Annotated in this window: 17 protein-coding genes; 15 read left to right on the forward strand and 2 right to left on the reverse strand. The window is 47.5% G+C overall.

Annotated elements, in window-relative coordinates; all coding sequences use genetic code 11:
- The first annotated feature begins 321 nt into the window (after positions 1-321).
- From BN1546_RS15375 to BN1546_RS15445, 15 genes are all read left to right on the forward strand, one after another.
- Entirely contained in the window at positions 322-1,335 is a 1,014-nt protein-coding gene (locus BN1546_RS15375) for an ABC transporter permease (protein WP_090738192.1), read from the forward strand.
- A 15-nt stretch (positions 1,336-1,350) separates the two neighbouring features.
- Entirely contained in the window at positions 1,351-2,253 is a 903-nt protein-coding gene (locus BN1546_RS15380; RefSeq protein ID WP_013373111.1) for a carbohydrate ABC transporter permease, read from the forward strand.
- 62 nt (positions 2,254-2,315) lie between these two features.
- Positions 2,316-4,010 (forward strand): ABC transporter substrate-binding protein, encoded by a 1,695-nt coding sequence (locus BN1546_RS15385; RefSeq protein ID WP_090738194.1) that lies wholly within the window; start codon positions 2,316-2,318, stop codon positions 4,008-4,010.
- 105 nt (positions 4,011-4,115) lie between these two features.
- Positions 4,116-6,587, forward strand: a complete 2,472-nt coding sequence (locus tag BN1546_RS15390; RefSeq protein WP_090739156.1) for a glycoside hydrolase family 95 protein — start codon at positions 4,116-4,118, stop codon at positions 6,585-6,587.
- On the forward strand, positions 6,584-7,930 hold the full coding sequence (locus BN1546_RS15395) for a GH1 family beta-glucosidase (RefSeq protein ID WP_090738196.1): 1,347 nt from the start codon (positions 6,584-6,586) through the stop codon (positions 7,928-7,930). The genes BN1546_RS15390 and BN1546_RS15395 overlap by 4 nt, the downstream gene beginning before the upstream one ends.
- Positions 7,931-8,150: 220 nt before the next feature.
- Positions 8,151-8,399, forward strand: coding sequence for a hypothetical protein (locus tag BN1546_RS15400; RefSeq protein ID WP_013373107.1), 249 nt, complete (start codon positions 8,151-8,153; stop codon positions 8,397-8,399).
- Positions 8,400-8,751: 352 nt separating this feature from the next.
- On the forward strand, positions 8,752-9,720 hold the full coding sequence (cyoA, locus tag BN1546_RS15405; protein ID WP_090738198.1) for a ubiquinol oxidase subunit II: 969 nt from the start codon (positions 8,752-8,754) through the stop codon (positions 9,718-9,720).
- Positions 9,721-9,745: 25 nt separating this feature from the next.
- Entirely contained in the window at positions 9,746-11,722 is a 1,977-nt protein-coding gene (locus BN1546_RS15410) for a cbb3-type cytochrome c oxidase subunit I (RefSeq protein ID WP_013373105.1), read from the forward strand.
- Positions 11,722-12,330, forward strand: coding sequence for a cytochrome o ubiquinol oxidase subunit III (gene cyoC, locus BN1546_RS15415; protein WP_013373104.1), 609 nt, complete (start codon positions 11,722-11,724; stop codon positions 12,328-12,330). The genes BN1546_RS15410 and cyoC overlap by 1 nt, the downstream gene beginning before the upstream one ends.
- Complete coding sequence (gene cyoD, locus BN1546_RS15420; protein WP_013373103.1) at positions 12,331-12,666, forward strand: cytochrome o ubiquinol oxidase subunit IV; 336 nt, start codon at positions 12,331-12,333, stop codon at positions 12,664-12,666.
- A 177-nt stretch (positions 12,667-12,843) separates the two neighbouring features.
- Positions 12,844-13,968: an NADH:flavin oxidoreductase gene (locus BN1546_RS15425; protein ID WP_016324728.1), complete on the forward strand. Its 1,125-nt coding sequence runs from the start codon at positions 12,844-12,846 to the stop codon at positions 13,966-13,968.
- 101 nt (positions 13,969-14,069) lie between these two features.
- Positions 14,070-14,438 (forward strand): ArsR/SmtB family transcription factor, encoded by a 369-nt coding sequence (locus BN1546_RS15430; RefSeq protein ID WP_007432172.1) that lies wholly within the window; start codon positions 14,070-14,072, stop codon positions 14,436-14,438.
- A gap of 187 nt (positions 14,439-14,625) precedes the next feature.
- The gene (locus BN1546_RS15435; RefSeq protein WP_090738200.1) at positions 14,626-17,058 is read left to right on the forward strand and encodes a heavy metal translocating P-type ATPase; all 2,433 of its coding nucleotides are present in this window, start codon (positions 14,626-14,628) and stop codon (positions 17,056-17,058) included.
- A 304-nt stretch (positions 17,059-17,362) separates the two neighbouring features.
- On the forward strand, positions 17,363-18,799 hold the full coding sequence (locus tag BN1546_RS15440; protein ID WP_090738202.1) for a PEP-utilizing protein: 1,437 nt from the start codon (positions 17,363-17,365) through the stop codon (positions 18,797-18,799).
- A 305-nt stretch (positions 18,800-19,104) separates the two neighbouring features.
- On the forward strand, positions 19,105-21,087 hold the full coding sequence (locus tag BN1546_RS15445; protein WP_304364169.1) for a heavy metal translocating P-type ATPase: 1,983 nt from the start codon (positions 19,105-19,107) through the stop codon (positions 21,085-21,087).
- A 160-nt stretch (positions 21,088-21,247) separates the two neighbouring features.
- On the opposite strand, the gene BN1546_RS15450 is transcribed toward BN1546_RS15445, so the two are convergent.
- Together BN1546_RS15450 and BN1546_RS15455 are read right to left on the reverse strand one after the other, a co-directional pair.
- Positions 21,248-22,771, reverse strand: a complete 1,524-nt coding sequence (locus BN1546_RS15450) for a DHA2 family efflux MFS transporter permease subunit (protein ID WP_090738206.1) — start codon at positions 22,769-22,771, stop codon at positions 21,248-21,250.
- 9 nt (positions 22,772-22,780) lie between these two features.
- Entirely contained in the window at positions 22,781-23,416 is a 636-nt protein-coding gene (locus BN1546_RS15455; protein ID WP_058711483.1) for an HlyD family secretion protein, read from the reverse strand.
- Between the last annotated feature and the right edge of the window lie 19 nt (positions 23,417-23,435).

Raw genomic sequence — 23,435 nt, forward strand, 5'->3', positions numbered from 1 at the left:
CCTCTGATCAGCTTACATTAGCTGATCTTTTGTTTTTTCTTCTCTCAGGAATTTACATGAGAACGGAGCAGGCGGAATGGTGCTGTACAAGCGATAGCGGTCGCCTTTGTCACCGGATTTCAACCTTTGTCTGCTTATCCAAGAAATCCGGGGACAACAGCGATGGGAAGCACCATCCGCATGCGTAGTGGCTTCAATGTAAATCTTAATCCACTCCCCATATATCTAATTTTGAACTGATTTTTCTCCTAATTCGTCGGGTACCCGCTTCTGAGCCAGCAAAGTATGATAATAGTATCTAGAGATGAGGAGGAGCTTGTTATGGGATCTTCAACTGAAACCGCTTCCAGCGCTGATACTGCGATTCCTGAATCCAATCGGGGAAGACCGCGTAAGGCTCGCGGATCGAAGCCCGAACGCGGTGAAAAAGGCCTGTGGAACAGCGTGAAACAGCAAAAGTATCTTTACTTTATGTCCATTCCTTTCGTCATATGGGTGTTTGTTTTCAGTTATTTTCCACTATGGGGCTGGACAATGGCGTTTCAAAATTATAAACCAGCCAAATCGTTTTGGGATCAAAAGTGGGTAGGGTTGGACAACTTTATTGAGCTTTTTCAGGATGAACGTTTTTATCTGGTATTACGCAATACGCTGGCGATGAGCCTGATGGGTATTGTTTTTGGTTTTGTTGTACCTATCTTTTTTGCAATTCTGTTAAATGAGTTGCGTGGTATGCTGTTCAAGCGAGTTGTGCAGACAGTATCCTACCTCCCGCATTTTGTATCCTGGGTAGTTGTGGCCGGATTGGTGACGAAAATGCTGTCCATTGACGGAGGGATTATTAACGATATATTGGTAGCGCTTCATATTGTGGATGAACCGATTCAGTTCATGGCCAAGGGGAGTTGGTTTTGGTACATTGTAACCGCTTCCGACATATGGAAAGAGACGGGTTGGAATACGATTATTTATTTAGCCGCCATCACAGGAATTGATCAGGAACAGTATGAAGCTTCGCGTGTGGATGGGGCCAGCCGCTGGAGACAGATGTGGCATATTACACTGCCGGGTATCCGCTCGACTATCGCCATTCTGTTTATTATGGCGATTGGGCATCTGGTCAGCAATGGTTTTGAAAAGCAGTTCTTACTTGGCAACAGTCTCGTAACGGATTATTCGGAAGTGCTGGATTTGTATGCACTGAATTACGGGATTAATTTGGGCCGCTTCTCTTACGGGACGGCAATAGGCATTTTCAACTCAATGGTTAGCATTCTATTGTTGTTTACAGCGAACGGTATATTCAAAAAACTGACCAAAGAAAGCATCATGTAGGGAGGGAGAAGCGAAATGACGAATAAGGCATTTAACGCTACACGGTCAGAAAAGCTGTTTGACTTGTTCAACTATATCTTAATGGCTCTGATCGTGGTGTTGACGCTGTACCCGTTTTTGAACGTACTGGCAATTTCCCTGAACAATTCGACGGATACGGTGCGTGGCGGTATTTATATATGGCCGCGCCAGTTTACACTCGAAAATTACAAAACGATTTTCCAATACGATGGCCTGCTTCGGGGTCTGCAGGTATCCATTTTACGTACAGTGGTTGGAACGCTGCTGGGACTCATCTGTGCTTCTATGCTTGCATTTACGCTGAGTCGGGTCGATTTCCGCGCGCGCAAGTTCATATCCACGTTTCTGGCGTTGACGATGTATTTTTCCGGCGGGATGGTGCCTGTGTTTATTTTGATGCGTGATTTGCATTTGCTGGGTTCGTTCTGGGTGTATATTTTTCCGGGGCTGATCAGCGCATTTAACGTTTTTGTCATTCGTTCCTTTATGGATGGTTTGCCATATGCGTTACAGGAGTCTGCCAAGCTGGATGGAGCAAATGACTTTACAATATATTGGAAGGTTATTCTACCGCTGTGCAAGCCTGTACTGGCGACAATTGCTCTTTTTTTAGCGGTAAATCAATGGAACGCATGGTTTGATACGTACTTGTACAACGGAACCGCCGCACAATGGACAACGCTGCAATTTGAGCTGATGAAGATACTGCAAAGTACGCAGCAAGGCGGCGCCAATATGGCGAATAACAACGATATGGCTAAGCAAATGGCTCAAATTTCGCCAGAGTCGATTAAAATGGCAATCACGATTACCGTCACGCTTCCTATTTTGCTCGTATATCCATTCCTACAAAAGTATTTTGTAGGCGGTATGACACTGGGAGCTGTTAAATCATAACAATCAAATCGTTACAGTCCATTCACAACGGTAAAATCCTACAAATGCAGGAGGTCTTGAACATGAAAAAACACTGGTCCAGATTTGTACTGATTCCCTTGCTCGCCGTATCTCTTGCAGCACTCGCAGGTTGCGGTGGAAGCGATAAAGCAGCAAAGGAAGGCTCATCCAGCGGCACAGATCCGATTACGTTTAGCTTCTTCGGAGCAGATACAAGCCCGCAATGGAATGGAATGAAAGATGAAATAGGCAAGGAAATCACCAAGAAAACAGGTGTAACTTTGAATGCGGAATTTGATGTCAGCGGCGGAGGTGGAGATGACCGAATTGCTTTGATGGCAGCAAGTGGAGAATACCCCGACCTCGTTTCTCCTAAAGCGAATATTAACAAGCTTGTGGATGCGGGGGCCATGATTGATCTGACCGATCTGATTAACGATCACGCGCCTAACCTCAAAAAGCTCTACGGTCCTTATATGGATCGGCTGAAATACAGCAATAAAGATCAAGCTATCTATGTTATTCCTACGTATGCAGGTGTTGGACAGGAGAGTTTTGATGCGACGGGAGGATTTGAAATTCAGCATAAGGTGCTTAAGGAGCTGGGATATCCCAAGGTAAGAACCTTACAGGATTTTGAAAACGTACTCAAAACCTATGCCGCCAAGCATCCGACGATCAATGGCAAAAAAACGATCCCTCTCACGCTGGATGCGGACGACTGGAGAATTATGATTACCGTAACGAACCCTGCCTTCCAGACGACTGGAGCGCCGGATGATGGTGAATATTTTATTGATCCCAAAACATTTGAAGCCAAGCTTCATTACAAACGTCCGGAAGAAAAGGAATATTTCCGTTGGTTGAACCACATGTACAATGAAGGGCTGCTTGATAAAGATTCGTTTGTGCAAAAAAGCGACCAATACAAATCCAAAATTGCCAGCGGTCGTGTCCTGGGTCTGATCGACCAGGAGTGGGGTTATCAGGATGCCGAAAATGCATTAAAAGCGTCAGGTAAGTCTGATGCCAGCTATGCACATTTTCCAGTTACACTTTCGGAGGAATATAAGGATCGTTCCTTTCAGGATACAGGCTTTGCGTCCGGTTATGGTGTAGGAATTACGGAAAGTTGCAAGGACCCGGTGCGGGCTATTAAATTCCTGGATTATTTAGCTTCTGATGAAGGACAGGTGCTTGTGAACTGGGGAATCGAAGGTAAGCACTATGAAATCAAAGATGGCAAACGCGTCATTCCTGCCGATGTATTGGATCAAAAAACGAACAATACAACCAGCTTCAATAAATCCACTGGAATAGACTTGTACACATTAATGAGCGGACACTATGGTGACGGGGTGAAAGACTCTACGGGTAACTACTACACTGCCAAATTCCCTGAACAAATTATCGCGGCTTATTCGAAGCCGGAGAAAGAATCACTTAAAGCGTATGGCGTAAAAACGTGGAAGGAACTGTTTCCAGGAAAAGAAGAATTTGATGTGAAGCCTTGGGGCGCGGCCTATAACATAACGACAGACAATGAATCCAACTATAACGTTACATTCAAAAAAACGACAGACATTATCCGCAAACGGATACCGGAAGCGATATTAGCACCAGCTTCCAATTTTGATACGATATACGACAACATGATTAAAGAACTGGATGCCGCCGGAGCTGTCCAAATGGAACAGCAATACACGCAACTGGTGAAGGACAGAGTGGAGTTATGGAGTGGGAAAGCGTCTAAATAGCAAGTCCATTTATCCAAACTTTGAAATCTCGGAGTGACAGAGCGCATGCGCCATGGGCAACACGGGAGCAGCGCTTTGTCTGACCCTGATGAGGGAGGGTTTGACGTGACGAAAAGCGAAAGGCCACAGTCCCTGCGGTTATGGTATCGCCAGCCTGCTGAGGTATGGGAGGAAGCATTGCCAGTTGGCAATGGACGGCTGGGAGCTATGGTATTTGGCGGAATCAGGGAGGAGCATTTGCAATTAAACGAGGATACGCTCTGGTCCGGATTCCCCAGGGATGGCGTTCAGTATGATGCATTGCGATATTTAGAACCTGCCAGAAAGCTGATTGCAGATGGAAAATACAAAGAAGCCGAACAACTGATTACTTCAAACATGCTAGGCCGCGATACAGAAGCCTACCAGCCTTTGGGAGATTTGTGGATTACGCAGGAGAACCTAGGGGAGATTGCGCATTATGAACGGGAACTGGATATGCAGACCGGAACGGCAGCGGTCACTTTTCAGAGTGATGGAGTCCGCTATACTCGTGAAGTTATCGCCAGTGCACCCGATGGAGTCATTATGGTGTCACTGACTGCGAGTAAGGTCGGAAAAATCCATGCATCTGTGCGCATCACTACCCCCCATCCTTGTGAGGATGAAGTTGGAGAGAATGCACTTGAGAATTCCTCCAAATGGGCTAGCGATGACGATCCATCCGAGGAACCGACCAGGGACTTTATTACGTTGACTGGACGAGCGCCCAGTCATGTGGAATCTAATTATCACGGCGATCATCCACAGTCTGTCGTTTACGAAAATGATTTGGGGATGGCTTTTGCCGTTCAGGCGAGGGTTATTCCCGAGGGAGGAACCTTGACGACGGGAGATGACGGAGCATTGATCATCTCGGACGCGGATAAAATCACGGTGTATTTGGCAGCAGCTACCGGATTTCGGGGATTCCAGGCTATGCCGAATAGTGATGCAACGGAGTCAGTAGAAGCGTGCAAAGTTACTCTAGACGGAGCGATTTCGCTGGGAAGTGAGCAGGTGCGGCAACGCCATGAGCAGGATCACCGGAAGCTGTTTGACCGTGTTGCATTAGAACTGGGAAGTGACACACTAACCGACGAGTCCGTTCTCCCGACCGACCTGCGATTAGAACACTATCAGAAAGGTCAGGCAGACCTGGGGCTGGAAGTGCTGTTATTTCAGTATGGACGCTATTTACTTATGGGCAGTTCACGTCCGGGCAGTCAGCCCGCCAACCTTCAGGGCATCTGGAATGACCGGGTACAGCCGCCGTGGAATAGTAACTATACAACCAATATTAATACACAGATGAATTATTGGCCCGCAGAGGTGTGTAATCTTGCCGAGTGCCATGAGCCATTGCTGCACATGATTGGAGAAGTCGGTCGTACGGGACGTAGGGTCGCTTCCATCCATTATGGGGCTCAAGGATGGACAGCTCACCACAATATAGATGTGTGGAGAAACGCCGGACCGTCAGGTGGTCATGCCAGTTGGGCATTTTGGCCGCTTGGGGGTGTATGGCTGACCGCTCACCTATGGGAACGTTATCTGTTCACCTTGGATACAACCTATTTGGCAGAACAGGCTTATCCGCTTATGAAGGGGGCGGCGGCCTTTTGCCTGGACTGGCTCGTGGAGGACCCGGATGGTCGGCTCGCAACGTCCCCATCCACATCACCTGAAAATAAATTCATCACTCCCGGCGGCGAGGATTGCAGTATATCCATGGGCTCCACGATGGACATGACGCTGATTCGGGAGCTATTAAGCAACTGTATTCAAGCCGCAGACCTGCTGGAATTAGACGATGAATTCCGCAAGCGCTGCGAAGAGACACGGGAACGATTAGTCCACTATCAAATCGGCCGTCACGGTCAGTTACAAGAATGGTTGGTCGATTTTGAGGAAGCGGAGCCTGGTCATCGACATGTTTCGCATCTTTACGGGGTTTATCCCGGCCGACAGATCCATATCCGCGATACTCCGGAGCTGGCTGAGGCGGCCCGCATATCGTTACGCCGCCGGCTCGATCATGGCGGCGGGCATACCGGGTGGAGCTGTGCCTGGTTGATTAACCTGTACGCCCGGCTGGAAGATGGCGACACTGCGCATCGGTATGTTCGCACGTTGCTGTCGCGATCGACCTACCCTAATTTATTCGACGCTCACCCGCCGTTTCAGATTGACGGTAACTTTGGTGCGACGGCAGGCATCGCAGAAATGCTGCTGCAAAGCCGCCTGGGTGAGCTGACGCTATTGCCGGCCCTGCCATCGGCATGGCCGGAGGGAAGGGTCAGCGGCTTGAAAGGGCGTGGCGGGATTACGGTCAGCATGGAGTGGTCCGGTTCGCGGCTCGTCCGTGCGGAGCTTACCGCATCTGTCCAGACGGGAAGCTGCACGATTCGCAGTGCACACCCGTTTAGCGCAGATGCTCGTCAGGCTCAGCCTGATCCCAAGCACGGAGGATTTATTTTGTCATGGATTTTTACCAAAAAGCAGGAAAAAACGAATGAACATACGATTATAATTGAGGGAGAGGGAGAGACACAATGACTATTTTTCAATTTCCGCAGGACTTTATGTGGGGTACCGCAACAGCCGCCTACCAAATCGAGGGGGCATATCAGGAGGATGGGAGAGGGTTGTCGATCTGGGATACCTTTGCCCATACGCCTGGTAAAGTGTTTAACGGGGATAACGGGAATGTAGCTTGTGATAGCTATCATCGCTACGAAGAAGATATCCGTCTCATGAAGGAACTGGGCATTCGTACATATCGGTTCTCGGTGTCCTGGCCGCGTATATTCCCGAATGGTGACGGTGAAGTCAATCAAGAAGGATTGAACTATTATCATCGCGTTGTTGATTTGTTGAACGACAACGGGATTGAACCGTTTTGTACACTGTATCACTGGGATCTGCCACAGGCGCTACAGGACGCTGGAGGGTGGGGAAATCGTCGTACGATACAGGCATTTGTCCAGTTTGCGGAAACGATGTTCCGTGAGTTTCACGGTAAGATACACCATTGGCTCACGTTCAATGAACCTTGGTGCATCGCCTTTTTATCCAATATGTTAGGAGTTCATGCTCCGGGTCTGACGAATCTCCAGACAGCGATTGATGTAGGACATCATCTGCTGGTCGCGCATGGCCTATCTGTACGCCGATTCCGCGAGCTAGGCACCAGTGGCCAGATCGGTATCGCTCCCAATGTCTCCTGGGCTGTTCCTTACAGCACCTCTGAGGAAGATAAAGCGGCTTGTGCGCGCACGATTTCTCTGCATAGTGACTGGTTTCTCCAGCCTATTTATCAAGGCTCGTATCCTCAGTTTTTGGTAGACTGGTTTGCGGAGCAGGGAGCCACCGTACCTATACAAGATGGAGATATGGACATTATCGGTGAACCTATAGATATGATCGGTATCAATTATTATAGTATGTCGGTTAATCGCTTTAATCCGGAAGCAGGCTTTCTTCAATCTGAAGAAATCAATATGGGACTACCTGTAACGGATATCGGCTGGCCGGTGGAGTCACGTGGGCTGTATGAGGTACTACATTATTTGCAAAAATACGGTAACATCGATATTTACATCACAGAGAACGGGGCTTGTATCAATGATGAAGTCGTAAACGGAAAGGTGCAGGATGACCGTCGAATTTCGTACATGCAGCAGCATTTGGTGCAGGTGCACCGGGCGATTCATGACGGCCTCCATGTTAAAGGGTATATGGCCTGGTCACTTATGGACAATTTTGAGTGGGCAGAGGGATATAATATGAGATTTGGCATGATTCATGTCGATTTTCGCACACAAGTCCGTACCCCCAAGGAAAGTTACTATTGGTATCGAAATGTAGTAAGTAATAACTGGTCGGAGACTAGACGTTAAATCAAGAGAAATGATCTGAATATAAAGCAAATTTAGGTCTGCCTCCGCTCCCGTTTGTTTAAATAGGAGGTCCTCTGGGGTAATAATAGCCAAGATGAATTACAGATGGTTCTAGTATGTAGAGACCGGCAGGAATAATAAAATAAAAAATGTGCATACTGAAAAAAATACCTGGCGAGGGCACTTTTTAAACTATTTTAAACTAGAGGGAGTGGAGGGTATGGCTTCGAATTTTAGAAAATCAGGATCAAGTGATAACCAAATGAGCCGCACGGTATCTGTTATTTCTTTGATCGCTTGCATTGTAGGTATTATTCTTATTTTGCTTGATATAGGGAATTTAACCGATCGTAATATCTATTTAATGACAGGCATTGGCGCCTTTGCTGCCGGAATTTTCATTTTTCTAATCGGGAAATCATTTGTCATTGCCCGTAAGAAGGAAGACCAAGAGAACGGGCATCGTTAATGCAATGGTTATGCTGTACAGAAAACGGATAACGAGAACAACAGCGCGGGGCTTCGAGCAGTGTGACATGATAACTGTAAGGAGTCCCGATTTTTGCTTTAATATAGCTTTTTTAAGATACTTCAAGATGCATAGTTAACGTTTTATATGTCATTTTTGAATTAAAAAGAAATTTTGAATTTGCAAGAGAAATTTTATTTTTAGAGAGGTTTTTCACAAAAATCGGACAAATAATCGACAATTCTGTTAACAATAAAAAAAGTGGCCGCTTTTCTGCTATCTTATATAAGGGCAACATTACAGGAGTTCGTTAGTCTTGAGTAATTTACTATTTTAAGGAGAGGGGAACAACATGAACAAAAAACCAAAAGCGATTATTGCGTTGGTTTTGACCGTGCTCACGGTAGCATTGCTCATTTGGACGTGTTTTTATGCTGGCGGAAAATACGTTGTTTTCGATCCGAAAGGACCAATTGGGCAAGCACAAAAAGAGCTGATCATTCTTACAACGGCATTGTCTGCGCTTATAATTGTACCGGTTATGATTTTGACTTTCTTCATCGTTTGGCGGTATCGAGATACCCCCACAAACAAGGTGAAGTATCAACCTCACTGGGATGACAGCAAAAAGCTGGAAACCACATGGTGGGCTATTCCGATTATCGTTATCTTTATTATTGCGGTTATCACTGCGAGATATACCTACTTGCTGGAGCCTTCCAAGCCGATTGCAAGTACGCAAAAGCCAGTAACGATTCAAGTAACTTCACTGGACTGGAAATGGCTCTTTATGTACCCGGAGGAAGGTATAGCTACAGTGAACCAAGTTCACATTCCTAAAGGTGTTCCAGTCCGTTTTGAACTGACTGCTGACGCCCCGATGAACTCATTCTGGATTCCGCAATTGGGCGGTCAAATCTACACCATGTCAGGCATGGCCATGAAACTGCATTTGCAGGCCGATCACGAAGGAACTTACTTTGGCTCGGGTGCAAACTTTAGCGGTGAGCATTTTGGACAAATGCGTTTTGATGTAGAAGTCCAGTCGGATGAAGAGTATAAAAACTGGGTCGCTGACATCAAGAAGCAGTCGAAGCCGCTGACGAAAGACGGCTATTTGGCGCTTGCAAAACCAGGTTTGTCCCAGCCTGATGAATACTCTTCGATTCCAGACGGCTTGTTCAAAGAGATTGTTAACAAGTATGTAGTGGAAGGCGCTCCTAACCCCCATGCTGGACATGGCGGAGCTACATCCACAGAAGATTCATCCAAATCCGGCACAGAAGATCATGCTGGAATGGACATGAGCGGACACAATTAAATGATTATAGGGAAGGAGGCCCCCAATGCTTGACAAAATAAAAGAGTTTGCATCCACTTTCTTCGTTACTGGAGACCCGATGATCTATGGAGCGGACGTTTCCATCGCATTAGCAACGATCGGGATCGTGTTTGTGCTCACTTATTTCAAAAAATGGGGCTGGCTTTGGAAAAACTGGTTGACTACGGTTGACCATAAAAAAGTCGGTATTATGTATATTCTTGCGGCCATCTTGATGTTATTCCGCGGAGGCGTGGATGCATTATTGATGCGTATTCAACTTGCTACACCGGATGTGACACTCCTACATCCTGAGCATTACAACCAGATTTTTACAACTCACGGCACAATCATGATCTTGTTTATGGCAATGCCGTTGATGTTTGGTTTGTTTAACATCGCCGTACCCCTTCAAATTGGTGCGCGCGACGTTGCGTTTCCTTTCCTGAACGCATTGAGCTTCTGGCTTTTCTTTATGGGTGCGATGTTGTTCAACTTGTCCTTCGTTATCGGCGGTTCGCCAGATGCAGGCTGGTTGAGTTATCCACCGCTCTCAGAACTGCAATTTAGTCCTGGCGTCGGTCAGAACTTCTATATCTGGGGTATTCAGATTTCTGGTATAGGTTCATTGGCTACAGGGATCAACTTTATTGTTACCATTATTAAAATGCGCGCACCTGGTATGACTTGGATGAAAATGCCTGTCTTTACGTGGTCCGTATTTTCATCATGTGTTATTATCATTTTCGCGTTCCCGATTCTGACGGTTACTTTAGCGTTGCTATTCCTTGACCGCTTCGGAGGAGGACACTTCTTTACCCTTGATTTCGGCGGTAACCCGATGATGTATATCAACTTGATCTGGATGTGGGGTCACCCTGAGGTATACATCGTAGTATTGCCAGCTTTCGGTATTTATTCCGAGGTTATCAGCGTATTCTCCAAAAAGAAATTGTTTGGTTACAAATCCATGGTTTACGCAATGTTCATTATTGCGATCCTGTCCTTCTTCACGTGGGCGCATCACTTCTTCACGATGGGATCAGGCGCAGATGTTAATGCATTCTTTGCGATTTCGACGATGGTTATCGCAATACCAACAGGGGTTAAAGTATTTAACTGGCTGTTCACGATGTACCGGGGTAAACTCGAATTTAAAACTCCGATGATGTGGTCTATTGCATTTATTCCGAACTTCTTGATTGCAGGTTTGACGGGCGTCATGTTGTCTGTAGCGCCTGCGGACTTCCAGTTCCATAACAGTTACTTCCTGATCGCTCACTTTCACTCCGCTCTAATTGGTGGGGTAGTGTTCGGTTACTTGGCAGGTCTGTACTACTGGTGGCCTAAGATGTTCGGTTTCACATTGCCTGAAACGCCTGGTAAATGGGCTTTCTGGTTCTGGAATATTGGTTTCTATGTATGTTTCATTCCGCAATATTCCCTCGGTCTGATGGGTATGACACGTCGTCTGAGCACTTATGGCTGGGATACTGGCTGGCAGCCGCTTAACATGGTGTCAACCGTTGGGGCATTCCTGATGGGGATTGGTTTCTTGTTCCAGGTTCTTCAAATTCTTCTGGGTATCAAAAATTACCGCAAGCTGAAGGATACAACTGGCGACCCTTGGGGCGGTCACACGTTGGAGTGGTCCATTCCTTCACCTGCACCGGAATACAATTTTGCTACCATTCCGCAAGTAGAAGAACGCGATGACTGGTGGGCAGAAAAAGATAAACGTGCAAAAGGTATTTTCAGAAAGCAACCGCCAATTGAAGCGATTCATATGCCGAAAAACTCGGCGATTCCATTCATTATGTCGGTATTCTTTTTCATTGCAGGTTTCGGGTTCGTATTTGGATGGTCGTTCTTCTATATTCCAGGGCTGATCGGCGTGGCAATTTGTATGATTTGCCGTTCGTTCTTCTCCTATGATGGCGACTACTATATCCCTGCGGATGAAGTAAAACGCACGGAAGCGGCAATAAGGGGGTCTGTATAATGGCACAAGCTGCAGCACATCACAGCCATGATCATGACCACGGGCATCACGATCCGCAAGAATTGAAGATGCTTGGTTTTTGGATCTTCCTCGTAACGGACGTAATCCTGTTCAGTACCTTGTTCGCAACCTTCGTTGTCCTTCGGAACAACACAGCCGGAGGACCAGGTGGCGCAGAGCTGTTTAACATGACGGGCGTTATTATTGAAACGTTCCTCTTGCTCACAAGCAGCTTCACAAGTGGTCTGGCTGTGTTGGCTATGAACAAAGGAAGCATGAAGGGATTAATCAGCTGGTTAATCGTGACAGCGATCCTGGGTCTTGGTTTTATCGGTTTTGAAGTTTACGAGTTTGTTGAGATGGTACATGAAGGTGCCAACTTTGGAACCAGTGCGTTCTTGTCGGCATTCTTCACATTGGTCGGAACACACGGACTTCACGTTTCGTTAGGTCTGGTTTGGATGATTGGACTTATGTTCCAGTTGAAAAAACGCGGGCTTACTCCAGAGACGAAGGGCAAAGTTTCGGCATTGAGCTTGTACTGGCACTTTTTGGACGCTGTCTGGATCTTCTTGCTGACAGTTGTCTATTTGATGGGGGTGATGTAGATGGCACAGCATCAATCAGGAGCGGGTTCGCATGGTCATGATGATTCTCACGGTTCAGTGAAATCCTATGTTATCGGGTTTATTCTGTCCATCGTACTGACCATCATTCCTCTCTTCGTGGTTATGAATCATATGTTGAGCCGCACTTCGACCATGGTTGTTATTTTAGCCGCGGCAGTGCTGCAATTTCTGGTTCAGCTTTTCTTCTTCATGCACATCCGTGAAAGCAATGGACCACGTTGGAATGTTATGACTTTGATCTTTGGTGTTGTGATCCTGTTGACTGTCGTTGGCGGTTCTGTATGGATTATGGAATACAACATGGTAGCACACTAATAAGTCACACTATTTTAGATAAGAGGAAGCGGCTCTATGCCGCTTCCTCTTTTTTTATAAAGGACCTGCTAGAATTTAAACTGTGGCTTCTTGAACTCAAGTTTGCACGCGTGTAAAATGGAATTGTATAACAGAAGAGTGAAAAAGATAATACTAATGGAGAGTGAGGAAAACGTCATGAACACCGAAATATTGTTTAAACCTTTTAAGATAGGTAACTTATCGCTTCCCAATCGGATGGTTATGGCTCCCATGACACGAAATTTTTCTCCCCAAGGTATTCCAGGACCTGAGGTTGCCGCGTATTATCGTCGCCGTGCAGAAAATGCTGTTGGATTGATTATTACAGAGGGAACAGCTATCAATCATCCCGCCGCTGTGGAGCACACAGGCATCCCTAACTTTTATGGTGAGGGATTGAAAGGATGGGCTAAGGTAGTAGAGGAGGTTCATGCGGCCGGCGGCAAAATTATACCGCAGCTCTGGCATGTGGGTACAGCCCGGAAAATAGGTGCGGATAACCAACCGAATCCCGAGGCATTGCCTGTCGGTCCTTCAGGTATTTCTCCCGCAGGTGAAAAGGTAGTTGAGCCATTGACGGAGGTGGAAATTACGGATATCATTGCAGCCTTTGCTCAGGCCGCTGCCGATGCCAAGCGGGTGGGGTTTGACGGCATTGAGCTTCATGGAGCACATGGCTATTTAATAGATCAATTTTTCTGGGACAAAACCAATAAGCGTACCGATCAATATGGAGGCGATTTGGTTCAGCGCACCCGGTTTGCGGTCGAGGTCATTGAGGCTTGTCGCCGTGCAGTAGGCCCGGATTTTCCAATTGTACTGCGATTCTCCCAGTGGAAGATGTACCATTATGGAGAAAAGCTGGCACAGACACCGCAGGAACTTGAACAGTTTCTTGCCCCATTGGTACAAGCCGGGGTGGATGTATTCCATTGCTCAAGCCGCCGTTTCTGGGAGCCAGAATTCGAAGGGTCAGATCTAAACCTGGCAGCATGGACCAAAAAGATAACAGGCAAGCCAGTGATTACGGTGGGGTCAATTGGTTTGGAGAAGGCCTTTTTGAGTGATTTGGAAAAAAACAATGATCGTCAGACTGATCAATCGAGTAGTGTAGAGGCCAGATTAGAACAACTCGTGGAGCTAGTAGAACGAGAGGAAGTTGATCTGGTTGCAGTTGGACGTGCATTGCTGGTTGATCCGGCATTTGCAGTAAAATTACGTGATCAACAGATAAAAGAAATAATTCCTTACAATGATGAAGTATTAAAAACGTTGAATTAGGAAAATTTCGGTTACAGGGCAAGCTGTAATATAAGCTATTCGTAAATTCTACGAATTTGCTATAATAGGAGCATCAAGTCGAAATACACGGGGTGAAAAGGATGAATTCTGAAACGGAAGCTTTGGATTGTGAGCCGGCTTGTCACGGTTCAGATCAGGAAATTGAGCGTATAAAATCTTCCCTAGTTGAGGATTCCATCGCATACAAAATGTCGGAGCTGTTTAAAGCGCTAGGTGACCCGACACGGATCAAGCTGATTTATGCCCTGGCTCAAAAGGAACTGTGTGTTCATGATTTAACACAGGTGTTGAACATGGGCCAATCTGCAGTATCCCACCAGCTTCGTTATTTGCGCAACCTGCGTATTGTCAAACGACGCAAGGAAGGCAAGACAGTGTTTTATTCACTGGATGATAATCATGTGGAGCAGATTTTTTTGCAAACCCATCAGCACATATCACATCAATGATTTTTGACAAACCAACAGCAGGGCGCCAAGCAATTGGCGCTCTTTTGGTGTTTGTCCATTGAAGTCGATTTTTTTTCGTTAAAAAGGGCTATGATCATTGACTTTTGCCCCTAAACCTGAATATAATGACCTTAACAAATAATATATGAACAGTTGCTCATATATAGCTAATTGGAGGCCAATTATTATGGATGCTCTAAAAAGAAATGAACGGCATGAATGGGTTTTGGAAGGTCTAGATTGCGCCAACTGTGCTCTAAAGATTGAAAATGGAGTCAGTAAAATAGAAGGGGTCCTCGATTGCTCGGTCAATTTTGTAACAAAAACGTTGACGATGACCACAACTTCGGATCAAAAAGAAGAGATTTTTCGCCAAACGGAACGGAAGGTCCACAGACTTGAGCCTCATGTTCGGATGGTTGCCAAAAGTGCGGGTGGACGCTTGCGCGAAGACAGTCGAAGTGGCGCTGGTGCAGTAGAGGCAAGCTGCACAGAGGATTGCGCATGCGGTCATGAGCATGAGGGTGAAGGACATAATCACAATGATGGAAAGCATGCTGCTCACAGTCATGGTGGTCATAGCCATGAAGCACATGGCGCACACGATGGGCACGACCACGGTAATCATGCACACATGCACCACAATCACCATGCAGTGCACGATCATGGTGAAGCTACCCATGCTCATTCACATTCACATTCGCATTCGCATGATGATAGTCATGCCGGGCATACGCATGATCATGGTACGGACGGTATGCGCCGCATGATTGCACGTCTGTCCATAGGAGCGGTTATTGCGGCTGTTGCCTGGTGGTTACCTGTCGAAGGTGTGGGCAAGCTGGCTCTATTTTTAGTGGCATATATCATCGTTGGCGGTGATGTTGTCTTGCAGGCTGCACGCAGCTTGGTGCGTGGAATGGCCTTTGATGAGTATTTCTTGATGACGCTGGCTACGGTGGGCGCATTTGCTATTGGGGAATACCCCGAAGGCGTAGCTGTCATGTTCTTTTATCAAATCGGAGAGCTATTCCAAGGCATTGCAGTTAACCGTTCACGTAAGTCCATCAGCGATCTGATGGATATTAGACCAGACTATGCCAACCTGAAGACGGCTGAATCCGTACGAAGGGTGTCTCCAGAAGAGGTCCGTATTGGAGATTTGATAGTGATCAAGCCGGGTGAGAAGATCCCGCTGGACGGTAAGGTTGTAGAAGGCAAGTCGCATGTCGATACCTCGGCGTTGACCGGTGAATCTGTGCCTCGTACCGTTGAGCCGGGAAGCAGTGTGATGAGTGGATTTGTGAACACGAACGGACTTCTGACGGTAGAGGTCAGCAAAGAATTTGGTGAATCTGCGGTCTCTAAAATTTTGGAACTGGTGCAAAATGCGAGTGCCAAAAAAGCGCCGACTGAAAAGTTTATCACGAAGTTTTCCAGATATTATACTCCTGTAGTGGTTATTGTAGCGTTGTTGCTGGCGGTTGTTCCTCCGCTTGTTGTGCCAGGTGCACAGTTTGCAGATTGGATATATCGTGCGCTTGTTTTCCTCGTTATTTCTTGTCCGTGTGCGCTGGTGGTGTCCATTCCACTGGGCTTCTTTGGCGGAATCGGGGCAGCCTCCCGTTCAGGTGTGCTGATCAAGGGCGGTAATTATCTTGAAGCCCTGAATCATGTGAAATATGCTGTTTTTGATAAAACAGGTACGCTCACCAAAGGTGTTTTCCACGTGACAGGGATTTATCCTGCCGAAGCTTTTACGAAGGAAAGTCTGCTGGAGACTGCTGCATTGGCCGAGATGCACTCCACGCATCCTATCGCAGCTTCTCTGCGTGAAGCTTATGGCAATGAACTTCAAACGGAGCGAGTCCAGCAATATAGCGAAATATCCGGTCACGGGATTCAGGCTCAGATCGATGGGCGCTTGGTATTGGCCGGAAACGCTAAGCTGATGGAGCGGGAGCATATTGCTTTTAATGTGGCGCAGCAAGCAGGACCATTGGATGTAGGAACGGTCGTACATGTGGCTGTAGACGGAACGTATGCCGGGTGCATTCTAATATCGGATGAGGTTAAGGAGGACGCGGCCAAGACGATTGCTTCGCTGAAAAAGCTGGGGGTGGTAAAAACCATCATGCTAACAGGTGACAATCGGACAGTTGCCGAAGCTGCAGGACGTCAGTTAGGCCTGGATGAAGTACGGGCAGAACTGTTGCCTCAGCATAAAGCCGAAGCCATTGAGCAGTTGTCTGCAAGTAAAAAAACGAGCGATAAAATCTTGTTTGTAGGCGATGGAATTAATGATACACCTGTACTTGCTTTGGCAGATGTTGGTGTAGCGATGGGTGGTTTGGGCTCAGACGCTGCAATTGAAGCAGCAGATATCGTAATCATGAACGACGAGCCTTCAAGGCTGGTGACGGCGATTCATATTGCTCAACGCACACGCCGTATCGTATGGCAAAACATTATATTTGCGCTAGGTGTCAAAGTAGTATTTCTCTCATTGGGCGCGTTTGGTATTGCTACCATGTGGGAGGCTGTATTTTCCGATGTTGGTGTAACACTGCTAGCTGTATTAAATGTGATGCGTGTGCTGAAGGTTGGTACTGACGAATAAAAAGGGAACCCCCCGTTAACATTGGATGTAGGCATCCTATGAAAACAGGGGGTGTTTCTTTATGGCTGCCATTTTTGTGCATACATGTGCTTTCCGCAGTATAGATCTATTTTTCTCATATATAGTAGTTGTGCAGAGATGTATAAATGTGGGGAGGGCCTAATACGTTTAAGGTAGGGACTTAATAAGTAAGGCCCACGTAACATTCGGTTGCTCAGCAATGAGTAAGCGTTTTCTTTATTTGGAGGGGTACTCGAATTCGTGTGTGCCAACTTGCTGACGAAAGAAAGGATGGATTAATGGCATGGAGGCTAAACTGATGCATGTATTCGCAGAGCTGTTGGGTGGCATAAACAGCAGGGATTGCAACGTTCCAGAGCCAGGTAAGGAGTCTGCTGCACGGAGATTGGCTATGGAGACGCTAAGAGCAGGAAGCCATCAAGTATCTGCTTCACAGGAGGAAGATCCATTGGGCTGGCTGGTTGGTTTAGCCGAGCAGGGTGCAATCAGTCGAGCGGAGGCATTGCTGGCTGCAAACCCGGAATTACTTGGAGAATCGATGCTGAATAACGGCAATGATACAGAGCAAGCCATGGATACACTACTAAAATGGAGCGATGAATACAGCGACACCTCCATACGGCTTTATGCTGATGCTCCTGCAAGTATGAGTCGTAAAAGTACAGGAATACGCGATCTTGACGGTTATAGCCTTCTGCATGGTCCATTGTCACTGGCATCCGGCCGCGTGAGGGAATTATGCTATGCCTATTTGGACGCGGCAGAGTCTGGACAAAAGATTCATGCCCTTGCCGGGGAGCTCGATCCTATCCTTGTCCCCGGTTCCCGTGCATCCGAGACGTACACAACATTTAATAAAGCATCTGGTTTGCCTGGATTGTGTGAGCACCTGTCCCGACGAATCATTGGCCTGCTGGAAACAGAGTACGAAGGCTTGTTTGAGTTGCTGGACGGATTGCCGCTGACTATAGCTTTGACTGAGCAGAACAATGCAGTGGGCATTGGAAGCCTGCAAGATATGCAGTTGGAGGCCCTACTGCGTGCAGCGTTGCGAAGCATGCGACAGGGAGGAGAACCACGGCTGGAGATTATGGTGCGCAATCCTACTGACGTAAACCAGTTCCAGACCATCCGAGACTGGATTGACGGCGTTGCCGAGCAAACGTTATGTGGCCGCCTGCGGTGCGTTCCATATCGGGTAGGTGTACTTTTGACGGTTGATACAAGTTTGGTGCTTAATGCAGGTCAAATAGGGGATGAGCAATCCGCACAGTCGGAGAAGTCGGACAACGCCGATAACATGTCCGAAGTGAGCGCACGACAGACCAAGCAGGCGGCTCAAGCCGCAGATTTGGCACGCTTTGCCGATACGGTCATTTTAGAAGTTTTACCAGCTCCATCTGCTGGTATCAGAGCTGGGGATCCGTTGATTCCATCTGTTGCTGATGGGCATGAGAATGCTAATGATACGATAAAACGCATAATGGAAGCTGTTCGGCGTGTAAAGCCTGAGGTTCCTATATGGGTGGCGATAGATAAAATTCACTATTTCCTAGATAGGAATTGGATCTGGGAGAACGAGCTAACGGGGGTCATTTGCTCAGACCCAGCAGTTCCTACTGTACGTCTTGCGGCTGCGCGTTGGAGGCTGCAACAGCAAGCCAATCGGCAACACACTTCAGAAACTGCACACACCCATGCGTGGAAGTTTCCACTTTAGCCTGAAGAATTTATGTGATAGAACGCTTTGAAATATTGAGGATACCTGCGTTGTTTACGCGGGTATCTTTTTTATTTAGGCTATTAGCAGTTTACAAGCGGAAAAGAAAGGGTATATAATAAAACAAAAGTTTCTCTAAGACAAAATAATTGTATAGATGCAAAAATGATTATCATTCTCACTGCCAAACATGCTGCTTCGGGCTTCCCGAAGCAGCATGTGCTATTTTAGGGCACTTAACAATGGATATCATTCTCAATGAAATGCAAGTACAAGGAACAAAAAATGGAAAGGAACGTGACATGATGCAAGCAGTTCAACGACTACAAGATACATTGTCTCCCTCTAACCGAGCACTTTCAAAAAACAGTGGCAGCGGACGCCCCGGTCCAAATCGCAAGCCGCAATTTCAGCTCAAAAGCATGCTGAAAAATAAGGAGATGCAGGCTGCTCTAGGCAGTGGAATACTAATGCTGATGGCATGGGGGGTTTCACATTGGTGGCAATGGCTATCCGTCATTCTCTATGTGGTGTCTTATGCCCTTGGAGGCTGGTCCAAAGCCAGAGAAGGGATTGAAACCCTGATCCGAGAACATGATTTGGATGTTAATTTACTCATGATCGCTGCGTCTTTAGGAGCTGCGGCCATTGGCTACTGGAATGAAGGAGCCATGCTGATTTTTATTTTTGCACTCAGCGGTGCGCTGGAGAGCTATACCACGGAGCGTAGTAGTAAGGATATTTCCGAGCTCATGGCGTTGAAGCCGGAAACAGCTTTGCGCTTGTCTCACGAGGGAACAGAAACGGTTGGCATTGAGCAGCTGTTGCCAGGCGACCTGCTGCTGGTTAAGCCGGGCGAACTAATTCCGGCGGACGGTCGAGTCTCCAAAGGTGTGTCGGCAGTGAATCAGGCATCCATTACCGGGGAATCTGTTCCGGTAAACAAGATGGCAGGTGACGAAGTATATGCAGGCACCATCAATGGAGAAGGCGTGCTGTATGTGGAGGTCAGCCAGTCCTCGGAAGATACTTTATTTTCAAAAATTATTCGTATGGTAGAAGAGGCACGGACCGAAGTTCCCGATTCCCAGCGATTTATTAAAACATTCGAATCGGTATACGCCCGAATTGTTGTTGCCGTCACGTTGATCGTCATTGTAGGTGCGCCCATTGTATTGGGCTGGACCTGGGCAGCGGCGTTTTACAAGGCGATGGTGTTCCTTGTCGTGGCCTCACCTTGTGCGCTGGCTTCATCCATTATGCCGGTAATGCTATCCGCTATTTCCAACCGTGCTCGGCGGGGCATCTTGTTCAAAGGTGGCGCACATGTGGAGAATATGGCACTGACATCTGTCGTTGCTTTTGACAAAACGGGCACGTTAACGAAGGGGTCACCTGTGGTCACGGATTGGATTATCGCCCCAGATTACGATGCTGATGAGCTATTGCATATTGTCGCAACAATCGAAAGCTATTCCTTACATCCGCTGGCACGAGCGATTGTAGCCAAAGCCGAAGCTGAATTGGAACAGAGAGAGCTTCTCACAGCCGAGCAAGTGCAGGCCCTTACCGGATGGGGAATGGAAGGCATCATAGGTGGGGTGAAATGGAGAATCGGTCGCACGAATGTGCTGGATGAACCTGGCCTTCTGGCTGGACCAGAGTGGGTGGAGAGTCGGGCCCGACTGGAAGCCGAGGGCAAAACCGTATCCATCATTCTTGCGGATGATCGGATTGCCGGGATGCTGGCGCTGCGTGACGAGTTGCGTCCACAGGCGCGCGAGTCCGTGAAACGTCTGCAAGCACAGGGTATCCGGGTCGTCATGCTGACCGGAGACCGACCGGAAACGGCTGCCGTGATCGCGGCGCAGGCTGGAGTCGACGCCGTATATGCTGGCTTAATGCCGGAGGACAAAGTCAGTCATATTCGTATGCTGCGAGAGCAATACGGGCATGTCGTTATGGTCGGCGACGGTGTGAATGATGCTCCGGCTTTGACTGCAGCTACTGTAGGGCTGGGCATGGGGATGCATGGCAGCGGAGCAGCACTGGAGGTTGCAGATGTGGTGCTAATGAACGACGGAATCGAGGAGATTGCTCCGACGATAGCACTGGCGCGCAAGGCGCAGCGAGTGGTCAAACAAAATATGATCTTCGCGGTAAGTGTCATTGTGCTGCTGGTGATCAGTAACTTTGTGCAAGATATAGCCCTGCCTTTTGGGGTCATTGGACATGAAGGCAGCACACTCCTAGTCATTTTGAACGGCCTGCGTTTATTGCGCTCATAAGAAAATAATCCAATTCACAAATCACAAGATTACAAACAAGAAGGAGCATTCAACCCTCTTACATCCAAGGGGGGATGAATGCTCCTTCTTTGGCAGTATCAGTCTATTTTGTATGCAAAGCAGGTTCATCTCATATCTTTAATTTGCGACTGCTGTACACCTATCTATGACGCGGTGTAGATCGCCGCAAGAACAGGGAAAACAATAATCCCGCCAGCGCAATCCCGGTTGCAATGATGAAGGCATCATTAATGCCATGGATCGTCGATTCTGTAACAGCGCTTCGGTATACCTGTTGTAGCGCGAGTGCAGAGCCGCTTTCCGCAGAAATACCCGCCGATTGTGCAAGGGTTTGTCCCAGTTGCGATACGCCTTCCGTTACAGAAGCATTCGCTGTGGTAGCGACATTCGCATAATCTGCCATATGAACTGTAGTCCGGCTACTCATTACTGTAATAAGCCAAGCGGTACCGATAGATCCAGCGATTTGCCGTACTGTATTGGACATGGCAGTACCATGACTGCCGAGATGGGCAGGTAGCTGGTTTAGCCCTTCCGTCTGGACGGACATCATCAGCAATGACATTCCGAAGCTGCGAATCGTATAGATGATCATAATATGTCCGTAGGTGGTGGCATCGGTCAGCAAACTGAATTCCCAGGTTGTGACTGCTGTAATGATCAGTCCAATGATCGCCAATGGCCTTGCGCCTATACGGTCAAATACTGCCCCTGATATCGGTGACATCACACCCATCAGCAGTGCACCCGGCAACAGCAGCAGACCGGATTGCAGCGGTGTAAAGCCGCGTATATTTTGCAAATAGATCGGCAGTAGCAGCATCCCGCCGAACATGGTCATATTGACGGTAGCCCCAACCAGCGTAGATACCGTAAAAATATCGTATTTAAATACACGGAACTCCAGCATAGGCTGCAACATATTTAGCTCGCGTACGACGAAAAATACAATAAACACGATCCCGAAAGCGAGCGAGAGTATGACCGTATTGCTACTCCAGCCTTTGTCTCCAGCCGAACTAAAGCCATACAACAGGAAGCCAAACCCAAGGGTGGAGAAGATGGTTCCCAACAGGTCAAAGTTCGGTTTCGTTAGCTTGGATACATTTTTGAGCCAGCGTATGGCAAACAGAATATCAATGACCGCCAGCGGAATAACGAGTAAAAATAGTAGCCGCCAGCTGTAATGCTCCACAATGTAGCCGGATAAAGTCGGTCCAATCGCCGGGGCAAACATCATGGCGATTCCCATAGTACCCATGGCAGCGCCCCGTTTTTCTGGAGGAAACATAGTCAGGAACACGTTCATGACCACAGGCATGATGATGCCTGCTCCGCTGGCCTGGATAACACGTCCAACCAGCATAGGCGCAAAGCCGGTACTGGCAGCACAGACGACAGACCCGGCAGTAAATAACCCCATCGCGGAGATGAACAGTGCACGTGTTCCGAATGACTCAATCAGAAAAGCAGTGATAGGAATCAAAATTCCGTTTGTCAGCATATATCCGGTGGATAACCATTGAACGGTTGTGGCAGATACATTGAAGTCATTCATCAAGTGTGGAATAGCCACGTTAAGCAGCGTTTGATTCAAAATCGAAATGAAGGCGCCTAGCAGTAGCACGGACAGAATGCGTCCGACGGACATTTTTTGATCCATGACAGCCTCCTACTTGTGGACTCTGATCGTTGCACTCATTCCCGGGATAATACCTAGGCCCTTGTAACCTTGAATGGAAATGTTGACAGGCACGACCTGCGTCACCTTGGTATAGTTGGCAGTGGTATTGGAAGTGGGCAGCAGTGAAAAGGTGGATGCGGTTGCCAGACCGATCTTTTCGAGTTTACCGGTCAGGGATGTATCTGGGTAAGCATCAATATACACATCTACGGTCTGGCCTACTTGAAGATCCTGCACAGCCGTTTCGTCTATATTGGCAGTAATCCAAAGATTGTTCAGATCAAATGCTTTCGCTAAAGGTGTGCCCGCCCCGACTATTGAGTTGTTGACTGCGGTTTGCTGTACGATGGTACCGTCAGTCGGGATCGTAACGCTGATCCGGCTTCCGCCTCCCTCTACACTACCAAGCGAGCTGCCAGCGGTATACGTTTTACCAACTTCAGCGTTCCAGCCCGTGAGCTTTCCTCCGCTTGGAGAGGCAACAGTAACTGCTTGTCCGCTTACTTGTGCATTGTCGGTTTTTATGTAGTTGGCGGATTGATTGTAGTAATAGGCGGCGGCTCCACCTCCTGCGAGAATAATGATGATTACGAGCAGATTAACTAATATGGCGCGCGAATTCATATTGTGCATGCCTCCTTAG

The organism is Paenibacillus sp. Mc5Re-14 (assembly GCF_001049835.1).
Lineage (GTDB): Bacteria > Bacillota > Bacilli > Paenibacillales > Paenibacillaceae > Paenibacillus > Paenibacillus polymyxa_C.

Coding starts and splice junctions, on each gene's coding strand:
- BN1546_RS15375 (WP_090738192.1), top strand. CDS start 322: ATGGGATCTTCAACTGAAACCGCTTCCAGCGCTGATACTGCGATTCCT.
- BN1546_RS15380 (WP_013373111.1), top strand. CDS start 1,351: ATGACGAATAAGGCATTTAACGCTACACGGTCAGAAAAGCTGTTTGAC.
- BN1546_RS15385 (WP_090738194.1), top strand. CDS start 2,316: ATGAAAAAACACTGGTCCAGATTTGTACTGATTCCCTTGCTCGCCGTA.
- BN1546_RS15395 (WP_090738196.1), top strand. CDS start 6,584: ATGACTATTTTTCAATTTCCGCAGGACTTTATGTGGGGTACCGCAACA.
- BN1546_RS15400 (WP_013373107.1), top strand. CDS start 8,151: ATGGCTTCGAATTTTAGAAAATCAGGATCAAGTGATAACCAAATGAGC.
- cyoA (WP_090738198.1), top strand. CDS start 8,752: ATGAACAAAAAACCAAAAGCGATTATTGCGTTGGTTTTGACCGTGCTC.
- BN1546_RS15410 (WP_013373105.1), top strand. CDS start 9,746: ATGCTTGACAAAATAAAAGAGTTTGCATCCACTTTCTTCGTTACTGGA.
- cyoC (WP_013373104.1), top strand. CDS start 11,722: ATGGCACAAGCTGCAGCACATCACAGCCATGATCATGACCACGGGCAT.
- cyoD (WP_013373103.1), top strand. CDS start 12,331: ATGGCACAGCATCAATCAGGAGCGGGTTCGCATGGTCATGATGATTCT.
- BN1546_RS15425 (WP_016324728.1), top strand. CDS start 12,844: ATGAACACCGAAATATTGTTTAAACCTTTTAAGATAGGTAACTTATCG.
- BN1546_RS15430 (WP_007432172.1), top strand. CDS start 14,070: ATGAATTCTGAAACGGAAGCTTTGGATTGTGAGCCGGCTTGTCACGGT.
- BN1546_RS15435 (WP_090738200.1), top strand. CDS start 14,626: ATGGATGCTCTAAAAAGAAATGAACGGCATGAATGGGTTTTGGAAGGT.
- BN1546_RS15440 (WP_090738202.1), top strand. CDS start 17,363: ATGGAGGCTAAACTGATGCATGTATTCGCAGAGCTGTTGGGTGGCATA.
- BN1546_RS15445 (WP_304364169.1), top strand. CDS start 19,105: ATGCAAGCAGTTCAACGACTACAAGATACATTGTCTCCCTCTAACCGA.
- BN1546_RS15450 (WP_090738206.1), bottom strand. CDS start 22,771: ATGGATCAAAAAATGTCCGTCGGACGCATTCTGTCCGTGCTACTGCTA.
- BN1546_RS15455 (WP_058711483.1), bottom strand. CDS start 23,416: ATGAATTCGCGCGCCATATTAGTTAATCTGCTCGTAATCATCATTATT.